At 63.8% G+C, this 11,763-nt stretch carries 12 protein-coding genes; 9 read left to right on the top strand and 3 right to left on the bottom strand.

The window, feature by feature from the left end; genetic code table 11:
• Positions 1-3: 3 nt before the first annotated feature.
• Genes BG455_RS03965 through BG455_RS03955 form a run of 3 tightly spaced genes read right to left on the bottom strand, consistent with a single transcriptional unit; the run spans position 4 to position 1,447 of the window.
• Entirely contained in the window at positions 4-402 is a 399-nt protein-coding gene (locus BG455_RS03965) for a hypothetical protein (RefSeq protein WP_143079872.1), read from the bottom strand.
• Entirely contained in the window at positions 392-970 is a 579-nt protein-coding gene (locus BG455_RS03960) for an RNA polymerase sigma factor (protein ID WP_071468665.1), read from the bottom strand. Before BG455_RS03960 ends, BG455_RS03965 begins: the two co-directional genes overlap by 11 nt.
• Positions 971-1,027: 57 nt before the next feature.
• A complete protein-coding gene (locus BG455_RS03955) occupies positions 1,028-1,447 on the bottom strand; it encodes an EF-hand domain-containing protein (protein WP_170124711.1) in 420 nt (139 codons plus the stop codon).
• Between the two features lie 181 nt (positions 1,448-1,628).
• Between BG455_RS03955 and BG455_RS03950 the strand changes: the two genes are divergently transcribed.
• The 9 genes from BG455_RS03950 (at position 1,629) to BG455_RS03910 (ending at position 11,752) form a co-directional block, all read left to right on the top strand.
• Entirely contained in the window at positions 1,629-2,033 is a 405-nt protein-coding gene (locus BG455_RS03950) for a DUF983 domain-containing protein (protein WP_071468663.1), read from the top strand.
• Entirely contained in the window at positions 2,017-2,691 is a 675-nt protein-coding gene (locus BG455_RS03945) for an NUDIX hydrolase (RefSeq protein ID WP_071468662.1), read from the top strand. The genes BG455_RS03950 and BG455_RS03945 overlap by 17 nt, the downstream gene beginning before the upstream one ends.
• Before the next feature lie 169 nt (positions 2,692-2,860).
• Positions 2,861-5,683, top strand: coding sequence for a molybdopterin-dependent oxidoreductase (locus tag BG455_RS03940; RefSeq protein WP_084386126.1), 2,823 nt, complete (start codon positions 2,861-2,863; stop codon positions 5,681-5,683).
• A 78-nt stretch (positions 5,684-5,761) separates the two neighbouring features.
• Positions 5,762-6,523 (top strand): 4Fe-4S dicluster domain-containing protein, encoded by a 762-nt coding sequence (locus BG455_RS03935; protein ID WP_071468660.1) that lies wholly within the window; start codon positions 5,762-5,764, stop codon positions 6,521-6,523.
• Between the two features lies 1 nt (position 6,524).
• A complete protein-coding gene (locus BG455_RS03930; protein WP_071468659.1) occupies positions 6,525-7,397 on the top strand; it encodes a dimethyl sulfoxide reductase anchor subunit family protein in 873 nt (290 codons plus the stop codon).
• A gap of 61 nt (positions 7,398-7,458) precedes the next feature.
• Entirely contained in the window at positions 7,459-7,896 is a 438-nt protein-coding gene (locus tag BG455_RS03925; protein WP_071468658.1) for a YidB family protein, read from the top strand.
• A gap of 92 nt (positions 7,897-7,988) precedes the next feature.
• Positions 7,989-8,951: a threonine-phosphate decarboxylase CobD gene (gene cobD, locus BG455_RS03920; RefSeq protein WP_071468657.1), complete on the top strand. Its 963-nt coding sequence runs from the start codon at positions 7,989-7,991 to the stop codon at positions 8,949-8,951.
• A 222-nt stretch (positions 8,952-9,173) separates the two neighbouring features.
• Positions 9,174-10,181 (top strand): ligase-associated DNA damage response exonuclease, encoded by a 1,008-nt coding sequence (locus tag BG455_RS03915; RefSeq protein ID WP_071468656.1) that lies wholly within the window; start codon positions 9,174-9,176, stop codon positions 10,179-10,181.
• A complete protein-coding gene (locus BG455_RS03910; RefSeq protein ID WP_111361172.1) occupies positions 10,181-11,752 on the top strand; it encodes a cisplatin damage response ATP-dependent DNA ligase in 1,572 nt (523 codons plus the stop codon). The genes BG455_RS03915 and BG455_RS03910 overlap by 1 nt, the downstream gene beginning before the upstream one ends.
• Positions 11,753-11,763: the final 11 nt, after the last annotated feature.

Below are 11,763 nucleotides of genomic sequence, written 5' to 3'. Positions count from 1 at the left end.
ATCTCAGAACTCCAACAAAAGGGGGTCATCCAGCCCGATCAGCTGTATGGCAATCAGGTCCATCGTGCCAAGCGCGCCCTGCATCCATTCGGGCGCGTCCAGCGCAAGGCCCGGCATCGGCAGGCTTACCCCGATCCAGAAACCGGCAACCGCCACAGCGGCCCCGCCTGCAAGCCCGGGTGCGGCCCAGCCTGAAAACCAGTTGCGCCAAGGCGCAAAGCCCTGTTTCCTGCGCGGGGCAGGCATCAGGCAGGCATCTGCATCGGCCAGAATGCGGGCACGCAGACCCGCGCCAAGCTCTGGCGGGCTGGCCTGTGCATCCGCAAAAAGCTGCGCCAACAGCGCGTTTTCCGGCGGCTGGTCTGCGCCCTGCGCAGAGGTTTCGGTCTTGTCACTGGTCATCATCATACCCCAATGCATCGCGCGTGCCGGCCAGAATGGCCGACAGGTTTCGTTTTCCCCGTGCCGTCAGGCTTTCGACAGCTTCGACCCCCAGCATCATGATCGCGGCAATCTCGGGGTTGGACAGCCCTTCAAGATGGCGCAGAATCACGGCCTGACGCTGGCGCTCTGGCAGGCGGGCAAGGGCCGCTTCCAAGGCTTGCGCGCGGGCGGCCTGCATCATCTGTGCGTGCTGGCTCAGGGACATGTCGGGCAGGTCCGGCATTTCGTCCAGCGTTTTCCTGCGCCGCCGCAGCCTGTCCGTGCACAGGTTGGAGGCAACGCGGTACACCCAAGTGGCGGGCTGCGCGGCCCCGTCCTGCCAGTCAGGGGCCACCCGCCACAGCCGCAACATGGCCTCTTGGGTCACATCCTCGGCTTCGGCCCTGTCGCCCAGCATGCGCGCTGCAAACCGCAGAATGCGCGGCGCAATCAGATCGGTCAGCGCTTCGGCTGCGCGCCTGTCACCCGCAGCAAAGCGGGCCAGCAACGCCGCCTGATCCATATCTGATCGCTCTTCCAGCGGCATATATGCGCCCTAATCACAGGTCAGGCGCGGCACTGCGCACCCGACCCACGCCTCTGTTCAGTTCCGACCGCGCATCTGGTTGCGGCCCTGGTGCCCGCGCTTGTCCATCATCTCGGCAAAGCGCGCATATTCGGCAGCATCGATGACACCATCCTCATTCCTGTCAATCCGCGAAAACAGGCGGCTTGCCATATCCGCGCGCCCTTGGCCGCGCATCTGCGCAAAACCGGCGCGCAAGCCTGCCTCATCCAGCGTGCCATCCTCATTGGCGTGTTCCATCATCTGCGCGATCCTGTCCTCGCGCGCGGCCTCGCGGTGCTGCTGCAAGCCTGCCTGAAATGCGTCCAGCGACAGGCTGCCGGTGCTGTCTGTATCCAACTGCTCAAAACTTGGCATCGACATGCGCATTTGCGCAGTGGCAGGGGCTGCAAGCAGCATCATTGCACCAATCACGGCGGCTAGGCTAAGTTTTTCCATGGTCATCTCTCCTGTCCGGGCGGACATTCGCCCCTTGATACAGTGTCAAACGCAGCCTTTGCCCAATTCCGTCGCAAAAAATTGCCATGCCTTGCGGCATCGCGTCGCAAACACGGTGGGGGGGCTGTTTTTTCCGGCCCGGCACCTGTATCTGTCCGGCTTGATCTAAAGGAGCGCGCGCATGACACTGGCAGAACCCAAGCTGACTGATGACCGTCCGATGGCCCCCGCCATCCTGCGCGGCATTCAATGCAAATGCCCTGCCTGCGGGGACGGCGCGTTGTTAGAACGGTATCTGCGGGTGCGCGACGAATGCCCCAGCTGCGGCGAGGATCTCAGCCATCAGCGCGCCGATGACGGGCCTGCCTATCTGACCATGCTGGTCACGCTGAAAGTGGTCACACCGCTGATGGTTGCGGCCATGTTCGCATGGGACTGGCATCCCGCTGTCATGTTCGGGGTGTTTGCAACGCTGCTGGTTGCACTTTCGCTGTTTCTTCTCCCGCGATTCAAGGGCATGATCGTGGCCATACAATGGTCACGCCGCATGCACGGGTTCGAGGGGACGGATGGACGCCAACGCTGACAAAACCGCATTGCGCGATGCCGCATCTGTTCTGCTGATCCGCGGCAGCGGTGCACAGGCGCATGTTCTGATGGGCCAGCGCGGCAGCAAAGCCGCCTTCATGCCTGAAAAATTCGTCTTTCCCGGCGGCGCGGTCGATGCAACAGACCGCGACATCGTATTGGCGCGGCCTTTGGCCAAGTCCTGCCGGTTGCGCCTGTCACAAGGGCATGCCGCCCCCGATGCGCTTGCTGTCGCCGCAATCCGAGAGTTGTGGGAAGAAACCGGCCTGATGCTGGGATGTCCGGGCGACTGGCGCGACCCGCCTGCCGATTGGCAGGGGTTCGCGGCGCGCGGGCTGGTGCCCGATGCGCATGGCCTGCGCTACATCTTCCGCGCGATCACGCCCCCCGGCCGCCCCCGCCGCTTTGATGCGCGCTTCTTTCTGGCCAATGCCGATGCGGTCTTGGGCGATCTGGACGATTTCTCTGCCGCCTGCGACGAACTCAGCCATCTGCACTGGGTCTCTCTGCGAGAGGCGCGCCGCCTGAACCTGCCCTTCATCACCGAAGTCGTTCTGGCCGAGGCGCAAGCCCGGATCGAGGGCGAGGAGATGGCCGATTCGGTGCCGTTTTTCGACAATTCGACCGAGGTTTCGACCTTCCGCCGGATCGCGTAACACGGGTGCCGCCGGTCTGAAAACCTGCTGCGCGGGCATTGCCACCTGCCTGCATTTGGCTGGAAAGATTATATTATCTGGACAATTGCGTCCCGTTTCTGGTCTGATATGCGCAACGACGTTCCGCGCCTGCATGCCGCAGAGGATCAGAATCGGAGAGAGCATGGCAATGCCCCGCCAACCCGCGCTGAACCTGTCGCCACAGGTCTCGGACGAGGTCCGCAAGACCACCTGTTACATGTGCGCCTGCCGCTGCGGGATTGATGTGCATATGAAGCAGGGCAAGGTTGCTTACATCGAAGGCAATCGGGACCATCCGGTAAACAAGGGTGTTCTATGCGCCAAAGGCAGCGCGGGCATTATGCAGCACCTCTCGCCCGCCCGCCTGCGTGCACCGCTCAAGCGTGTTGGCCCGCGCGGGTCGGGCGAATTTCAGGAAATCTCGTGGGATGAAGCGCTGCAACTGGCCACCGACTGGTTGAAACCCCTGCGCGAGACAGCACCCGAAAAGCTGGCTTTCTTCACAGGCCGCGACCAAAGCCAGAGTTTCACCGGCTGGTGGGCGCAGGCTTTCGGCACGCCGAACTGGGCCGCGCATGGCGGTTTTTGTTCCGTCAATATGGCGGCGGCGGGTATCTATACGATGGGCGGGTCATTCTGGGAATTCGGCCAGCCCGACTGGGACCGTACCAAGCTTTTTCTGCTGTTTGGCGTGGCCGAAGACCACGATTCAAACCCCATCAAAATGGGCCTTGGCAAGCTGAAAGCGCGCGGTGCGCGGGTCATCGGGGTGAACCCCATCCGCTCTGGCTACAATGCCATCGCCGATGACTGGGTGGGCATTACTCCGGGTACAGACGGTCTGTTCATCCTGTCGCTGGTCCATGAACTCTTGCGCGCAGGCAAGATCGACTTGGGCTACCTCATCCGCTACACCAATGCGCCCTATCTGGTAAACGCGCATGACGGCCCCGAAAAGGGGCTGTTCCTGCGCGGGGACGATGGCAAACCGCTGGTGCGCGACCGCCGCACAGGCCGCGCGGTCGCATGGGACGCGCCAGATATCGCCCCCGATCTGGCCGCAGGGGTGGACATTGGCGGCGTCACGCATCTGCCGGTCTTCCGCCATCTGGCCGACCGCTACCTTTCGCCCGATTACGCCCCCGAGGCTGTGGCGCAACGCTGCGGCATCGCCCCCGCCCGCATCCGCGCCATCGCCGCCGAGATTGCGCGCGTGGCATTCGAGGAAGAAATCACCCTTCACCAGCCCTGGACCGATTTTCGCGGGGTCAAGCATGACACAATGGTGGGCCGCCCTGTCGCCATGCATGCCATGCGCGGTGTGTCTGCCCATTCCAACGGTTTCCAGACCGCGCGCGCGCTGCATATGCTGCAAATCCTGATCGGCAGTGTCGAAACACCGGGCGGTTTCCGCTTCAAGCCGCCATACCCCAAACCGCCAGAGGCCCATCCCCGCCCCCATGCGGGCCACAGCCCCGGCCAGCCACTGGATGGCCCGCATCTGGGCTATCCGCTGGGGCCGGAACATTTGCTGATCCATGATGACGGGCAGCCCAAACGCATCGACAAGGCCTTCTCATGGGATGCGCCGCTTTCAGCGCATGGGCTGATGCATATGGTCATCTCGAACGCCCATGCGGGCGATCCTTACCAGATCGACACGCTGTTTCTCTATATGGCGAATATGGCGTGGAACTCTTCCATGAATACCAGCGCGGTCATGGAGATGCTGACCGACAAGACCCCCGATGGCAGCTATAAAATACCCCGCATCATCTATTCCGACGCCTACGCTTCCGAAATGGTGGGTTTTGCCGATCTGGTCCTGCCTGACACCACCTATCTGGAACGCCACGACTGCATCTCGCTGCTCGACCGCCCCATCTGCGAGGCAGATGCGCTGGCAGACAGCATCCGCTGGCCTGTCGTCGCCCCTGACCGCAATGTGCGCCCCTTCCAGTCCGTGCTGCTGGACCTTGGCGCGCGGCTTGGCTTGCCGGGCATGGTGCGCGACGATGGCACGCCCAAATTCAGGGATTATGCCGATTACATCACCCACCACGAACGCCGCCCCGGTATCGGCCCGCTGGCAGGGTTTCGCGGGCCAGATGGCACAGGGCAGGGGCGCGGCGCGCCCAACCCCGACCAGATCAACCGCTATATCGAAAACGGCGGCTTCTGGACCTGCCATATCCCCGAGGATGCGCAGTTCTTCAAGCCGTGGAACGCGGCCTATCAGGATTGGGCCGTGGCACGCGGCCTTTATGACAGCCCGCAACCCTATGTCTTCAACCTCTATGTCGAACCCCTGCGCAAGTTCCAGTTGGCCGCCGAAGGGCATGGAAGCCGCCAGCCTCCCGACCATCTGCGCGCGCGCCTTATGGAAACACTGGACCCGCTGCCAATCTGGTATCCCACCTTCACCGACGCCGATGCAGCCGCCAAAGACTACCCGCTTCACGCGCTCACCCAGCGCCCCATGGCGCATTACCATTCATGGGGCAGCCAGAACGCATGGCTGCGCCAGATCCACGGCCACACGCCGCTTTATATCTCGGGCTATCTCTGGGCGCAGCATGGCTTTGAGGCAGGCGACTGGGCGACGCTCACCTCGCCCCATGGGCGCATCACCCTGCCTGTGGTGCGCATGGACGCGCTCAACCCCCACACTGTCTGGACATGGAACGCAGTTGCCAAACGGCGCGGCGCATGGGCGCTGGACCCCAACGCGCCAGAGGCCACAAAATCCACCCTTCTCAACCACCTGATCCATGAACTTCTGCCGCCCAGGGGCGACGGGCTGCGCTGGGCCAATTCCGACCCCGTCACCGGACAGGCCGCATGGTATGACCTGAGGGTGAAAATCGAAAAGGCCCCCGCAGGGCAAACCGTCAGCTACCCTGCCCATAGCGCGCAATCCTCGCCTGTGCCAAAACCGCCCCGCAATCTCGCCCATCAGGTCAAGGAATAGCCCCATGGCACATTTTCTTGCCTTAAATACTCACATCGCACCGCCGAAGGTAGCGGCCACACCAAAGGGGCGCGCCACATGACGACCCTGCCGCCCACCCCCGCCCGCAAACTGGGCCTTGTGATTGATCTGGACACCTGTGTGGGCTGCCATGCCTGTGTGATTTCCTGCAAGGGCTGGAATACCGAAAACTACGGCGCGCCGCTTTCGGATATGGATGCTTACGGCGAAAGCCCCGAAGGCACATTCCTCAACCGCGTGCATAGTTTTGAAGTCACGCGCGATGCGGCCCCGCCGATGGTGGTGCATTTCCCCAAATCCTGCCTGCATTGCGACGATGCGCCTTGTGTCACTGTCTGCCCGACAGGGGCCAGCTACAAACGCGCCGAGGATGGCATTGTTCTTGTCAATGAAACCGACTGCATCGGCTGTGGGCTATGCGCGTGGGCCTGCCCATATGGCGCGCGCGAAATGGACGGGGCCGAGAAGGTGATGAAGAAATGCACCCTGTGTGTGGACCGCATCTATAACGAGAACCTGCCCGAACAGGACCGCGAACCCGCCTGTGTGCGCAGCTGCCCTGCAGGCGCGCGCCATTTCGGCGATCTGGGCAATCCTGAAAGTGCCGTCAGCCAGCTTGTCGCGGAACGCGGCGGGTTTGATCTGATGCCCGAACAAGGCACGCGGCCTGTCAACAAATACCTGCCCCCGCGCGGGCGCGACACATTGCAGATGCCCGCTCTGGCCAGCCTGTGCGCGCCCGACACAAGCGCGCCAACCCCCGCCCGACCGGCGCAGGGGTTTTTGGGCTGGCTTGACCGCGCGCTGGAGAAGCTCTGACATGCATCCTGCCCCTTCGCTTATTCTGTTCACTGTTCTGTCGGGCATGGGGTTTGGCCTGCTGGTCTGGCTGGGCCTTGGGCTGCGCGCACCCACGGGGCTGGCGGCCTTCATCCTGTTCGGGCTGGGCTATGCGCTTGCCGGGGCGGGGCTGATTGCGGCGGCCTTTCATCTGGGCCACCCTGAACGCGCGCTCAAGGCGTTCTCGCAATGGCGTTCCAGCTGGTTGTCGCGCGAGGCGGTGTTCTCTGCGGCCACGCTCGCGCTTATGGCGCCGCATGCGGCGGCATCGGTGTTCTGGGACAGGCCATTGCCGCTGCTGGGCTGGTTGGGGGCTGCACTTGCGCTTGCCACAATTGTCGCCACCGCCATGATCTATGCGCAAATCCGCGCGGTTCCGCGCTGGCATCACTGGTCCACCCCGCCGGTTTTCGTGCTGGCAGCGCTTGCAGGCGGCGCGCTTCTGGCCGCGCAACTGACCCTTGCGCTTTGGCTGATGCTGGCGCTTGGCCTTGCCATGGCCGTGCATTGGGTCTTGGGGGATCAGCAATTCGCCCTCGCGCGCAGCGACACGGGCACCGCTACGGGGCTGGGCCGCTTCGGGCGCGTCCGCTTGCTGGAGCCGCCGCATTCAGGGCGCAACTATCTGCTGCGCGAGATGGTGCATGTCGTGGGGCGCAAACATGCCCGCAAGCTGCGTGTCATCGCGCTGGTGCTGGGCGCGGTTCTGCCTGCGCTGGCTTTGCTGCTGCCTGCGGGCTATGCGGTGGTCGGCCTTGCATTGCTTGCCCATATCGCAGGCATGCTGGCCCAACGCTGGCTGTTTTTTGCCGAAGCCGAACATGTCGTGGGCCTGTATTACGGCAAACGGTGACAGATGGCCTGACCAATGGTATGGGGCTGTCATTCAGGTAACTATTTCAGGAACGATTAACATGAGTTTGTTGAAAACACTTGCGGGTGCTGTTCTGTCGGGGGCCGGTGGGCAGGCGGGTCTTGCCGCGATTGTCATGCAGAACCCGAAACTGATGCAGGCCACAATGGGCCTGTTGTCCAAGGACAGCCCGATTGGTGGCCTGCCCGGACTCGTCTCCAATTTCCAAAGCGCAGGTCTGGGCGAGGCAGTGGCCAGCTGGCTGGGGGCAGGGCCGAACCAGCCGGTTTCAGGCGAGGAGGTGCAGACCGCACTTGGGGCCAGCGTGATCGACCAATTGGCCGCACAGGCGCGGATGACCCCGGCCGAGGCTTCTGCCGCGCTCTCAAAAGCCCTGCCCGCAATGATCGACAAACTGACGCCAAAAGGTGCCGCAGGCGCGCTGGATATGGGGCAGGTCCAATCCATGCTGGGGGGCTTTTTGAAAGGGCGCCTCTGACACAGGCGGCCTGTGTCAGATCATCCGGTTCCCTCTTGCGCTGGTCTTCTGCTAAAGGCACAGCAGGACCGAGCAGCCAGACAGAGCCATGCATGCGCGATCACGGCGGAAATATAGATCAGGCACAGGCCCGCTTTGGCGGGCAGGACTGGATTGACCTGTCCACAGGCATCAACCGCCAGCCCTATCCTGTGCCCGATATGCCTGCCCATGTCTGGACCGATCTGCCCACCCGCGCGGCACAAAATGCCCTGATGCAGGCCGCGCGGCACGCCTTTGGCACCAATGCGCTGGGCGTTGCGCTTGCAGGCGCACAAGCGGCCATCCAGATGATTCCGCGCCTGTTTCCTGCCGGGCGGGCCAAGGTTCTTGCCCCCACATATAACGAACACGCCGCCTGCCTGCGCGCCGCAGGCTGGCATGTGGCCGAGCTGGAGGAGATCAGCGCCTTGGCAGGGGCCGATCTGGCCATCGTCGTGAACCCCAACAACCCCGACGGGCGGCACCATGACCCCAAACTGTTGCGCGCCCTGTCGCAGCAGGTGGGCTGCCTTGTGGTTGATGAAAGCTTCGCCGACCCTGTGCCAGACCTGTCACTGGCCGCCCATGCCTGTGATCGGCTGATCGTGCTGCGGTCCTTTGGCAAATTCTGGGGGCTGGCAGGGGTGCGTCTGGGGTTCGCCTTTGCAGGGCCAGAGCGCGTGGCGCAATTGTCTGAAATGGCAGGCCCCTGGCCTGTCAGCGGGGCCGCGCTGGAGCTGGGGCGCATCGCGCTGGCCGATCGCGGCTGGCACGACCAGACCTGCGCGCGGCTGGCGCAAGAGGGCGCGCGGCTGGATGACATGGCGCTGCGCGCCGGATGGGCGCTTGTGGGCGGCACCGCACTGTTTCGCACCTATGCCACGCCAGATGCGGTGGGCGCGCAATCGGCACTGGCCCGCGCCCATATCTGGAGCCGCATTTTCCCCTATTCCGCGCATTGGCTGCGCCTTGGCCTGCCGGGAAACCCGGCGGAATGGGCGCGGCTGGAAAGCGCCTTTAACGGCAAGCCCTGAAGGGCTGTGTCTTGCGCCTTTTCGGGGAGTACCTGAGCAGGTTTGCGCGCCCCATTCCCGTAACCCGACCCTTCACGCAAGCGCATGGCAGGACACGCAGCGCCCAATTCAAGACAACCGGCAGGCACCTGACCGCCATTCCTTTTTCGCCTGCGCGCTTGGCCTGATACGGCTGCGTGCTATGCTCTGCCACCAGACCCCCCAAACGCAATAGCCCCCGCCATGCCCGCCACGCCGCCCCCGCTGATCCCCTGCCCGGAGGGGTTGTATTGCCCCGAAGGCGGGTTTTTCGTGGACCCTGTCCGCCCTGTGGCCCGCGCGCTGATCACGCATGGCCATGCAGACCACGCACGCGCGGGCCATGGCGCAGTGATGGCCACGCGCCAGACCCTCGACATTATGGCGCTGCGCTATGGCGCGGATTTCACGCAGTCGCGGCAGGTGGCCGAAGGCATTAGCCAGATCGGCGGTGTTCAGGTCAGCTTTCACCCTGCGGGCCATGTGCTTGGCTCGGCCCAGATTCGCATTGCGGGGGCAGGGGGCACAGTGGTGGTCACGGGCGATTACACCCGCACCCCCAACGCCGCCTGCGCCCCGTGGGAGCCGGTGCCTTGCGACATTCTGGTGACCGAGGCCACCTTTGCCTTGCCTGTTTTCCGCCACCCCGACCCGCGCGATGAGATTGCCAAACTTCTCGCCTCGGTCGCGGCTTTTCCGGATCGCGCGCATCTGGTGGGGGCCTATGCTTTGGGCAAAGCGCAACGCGTTATCATGCTGTTGCGGCAGGCGGGATATGATGCGCCCATCTATATTCACGGCGCGCTGCAAAAGCTGTGTGACTATCACATCGCCCAAGGCATCCCGCTGGGCGAATTGCGGCCCGCGACAGTGGCGCGGGGCAAGAAGGGCGATTTTGCAGGCGCGATTATTCTGGCCCCGCCTTCGGCCTTTGCCGCAACATGGGCACAGCGGTTTCCCGACCCTGTGATCTGTTTCGCCTCTGGCTGGATGATGGTCCGCGCCCGCGCCCGCCAGCGCGGGGTTGAATTGCCGCTGGTGATTTCCGACCATGTGGACTGGCCGCAACTGACCCAAACCATAGCCGAGCTTGATCCGGCAGAAACATGGGTCACCCATGGGCGCGAGGATGCAATCCTGCGCTGGTGCGAGATGCACCAGCGCAAGGCACGCCCCTTGCGGCTGGTGGGCTATGAGGATGAACCGGAATGATCGGTGGTTTCGCAGAGTTGTTGGAGCGGTTGGCCTTCACCCCCCGCCGCACGCTGAAACTGGCGCATCTTGAGGCCTATTTCGCCGCCACCCCTGACCCCGATCGCGGGTTGGCGCTGGCCGCCCTGACGGGGGGGCTGGACCTGCGCGCGGTCACGCCGTCGCTGTTGCGGGCGCTGGTGGCAGAGCGGGTGGATGCGGACTTATTCGCGCTGTCTTATGACTTCGTGGGCGATCTGGCCGAAACCATCGCGCTGATCTGGCCGGACGGGGCAGAGGGGAAGGATATTCCCTTGCATAAGGTGGTAGAGGAATTGCAGCGCACGCCAAAGGCGCAGCTGGCGCAGGTCATCGCCGCACGGCTGGATGCGCTGACCCCCTCGCGCCGCTATGCGTACCTGAAACTTGCGACAGGGGGCTTGCGCGTGGGCGTCTCGGCGCGGCTTGCGCGGCAGGCGGTGGCCGATTACGGCGGCCTTGATCTGGCCGAGGTGGAAGAGGTCTGGCATGGCCTGTCACCGCCCTATGAAAGCCTTTTCCACTGGGCAGAGAATGGCCCCAAACCCGTCAGCGCCGCATTTGCGCCGTTCCGGCCCGTCATGCTATCCACCGCCACAGACGCCGAAGCCTTGGCCATGCTGGACACTGCCGAATACGTCGCAGAATGGAAATGGGACGGCATCCGCGTGCAGGCCGTGTCCGAAGGGGGCACAAAGCGGCTCTATTCGCGCACGGGCGACGACATTTCGGCCGCCTTCCCCGATGTGATTGCCGCGATGGATTTTGAGGGCGCTTTGGATGGTGAATTGCTGGTCCGGCGTGGCGATCAGGTCGCGCCTTTTAACGATTTGCAAACCCGTCTGGGGCGCAAGCAGGTCAGTGGCCGCATGCTGGCCTCGCATCCGGCGGCGCTGCGGGTCTATGATGTGATGCTCTGGCAGGGCCGCGATCTGCGCGCCCTGCCATTCAGCGCGCGCCGCGCCGCGCTGGAAGCGGCGGTGCAAACCCTTGACCCCGCGCGTATAGACCTGTCCGCGCTGTTGCCCTTTGACGATTGGCACGCCCTTGCCACCCTGCGCGCCGCCCCGCCAGAGCCGGTGATCGAGGGGGTGATGATCAAGCACCGCGACAGCCCCTATCTGGCAGGACGCATCAAGGGGCATTGGTTCAAATGGAAACGCGACCCCATGCTGGTCGATGCAGTGCTTCTGTATGCGCAGCGCGGGCATGGCAAACGCTCGGGCTATTATTCGGATTTCACCTTCGGGGTGTGGGATGGTCCCACGCTGGTGCCCGTGGGCAAGGCCTATTTCGGCTTTACAGATGCAGAGTTGAAGGCGCTGGACCGCTTTGTGCGCGACAACACGGTGGACCGCTTCGGCCCTGTGCGCGCGGTGAAGCCGGAAAAGGTGGTTGAAGTGGCGTTTGAAGGGCTGAACCGCTCGCCCCGCCACAAATCCGGCGTGGCCATGCGCTTTCCGCGCATTGCGCGCATCCGCGATGACAAACCCGCATCCGAGGCCGACACGCTGGATGCGCTGATGCGCCTGCTGCCCGACACTGCGCGCTAAGGGGACACAGT

Origin of the sequence: Roseinatronobacter thiooxidans, assembly GCF_001870675.1 — a bacterium.
In the GTDB taxonomy this organism is placed as follows: domain Bacteria; phylum Pseudomonadota; class Alphaproteobacteria; order Rhodobacterales; family Rhodobacteraceae; genus Roseinatronobacter; species Roseinatronobacter thiooxidans.
Note: the sequence above shows the minus strand (reverse complement) of the source record. Positions and strands in the feature narration are given on the sequence as shown.

Bases quoted from the DNA above. Each gene is read 5' to 3' on its own strand.
- BG455_RS03965 (WP_143079872.1), bottom strand. From the start codon at position 402: ATGACCAGTGACAAGACCGAAACCTCTGCGCAGGGCGCAGACCAGCCG.
- BG455_RS03960 (WP_071468665.1), bottom strand. From the start codon at position 970: ATGCCGCTGGAAGAGCGATCAGATATGGATCAGGCGGCGTTGCTGGCC.
- BG455_RS03955 (WP_170124711.1), bottom strand. From the start codon at position 1,447: ATGGAAAAACTTAGCCTAGCCGCCGTGATTGGTGCAATGATGCTGCTT.
- BG455_RS03950 (WP_071468663.1), top strand. From the start codon at position 1,629: ATGACACTGGCAGAACCCAAGCTGACTGATGACCGTCCGATGGCCCCC.
- BG455_RS03945 (WP_071468662.1), top strand. From the start codon at position 2,017: ATGGACGCCAACGCTGACAAAACCGCATTGCGCGATGCCGCATCTGTT.
- BG455_RS03940 (WP_084386126.1), top strand. From the start codon at position 2,861: ATGCCCCGCCAACCCGCGCTGAACCTGTCGCCACAGGTCTCGGACGAG.
- BG455_RS03935 (WP_071468660.1), top strand. From the start codon at position 5,762: ATGACGACCCTGCCGCCCACCCCCGCCCGCAAACTGGGCCTTGTGATT.
- BG455_RS03930 (WP_071468659.1), top strand. From the start codon at position 6,525: ATGCATCCTGCCCCTTCGCTTATTCTGTTCACTGTTCTGTCGGGCATG.
- BG455_RS03925 (WP_071468658.1), top strand. From the start codon at position 7,459: ATGAGTTTGTTGAAAACACTTGCGGGTGCTGTTCTGTCGGGGGCCGGT.
- cobD (WP_071468657.1), top strand. From the start codon at position 7,989: ATGCGCGATCACGGCGGAAATATAGATCAGGCACAGGCCCGCTTTGGC.
- BG455_RS03915 (WP_071468656.1), top strand. From the start codon at position 9,174: ATGCCCGCCACGCCGCCCCCGCTGATCCCCTGCCCGGAGGGGTTGTAT.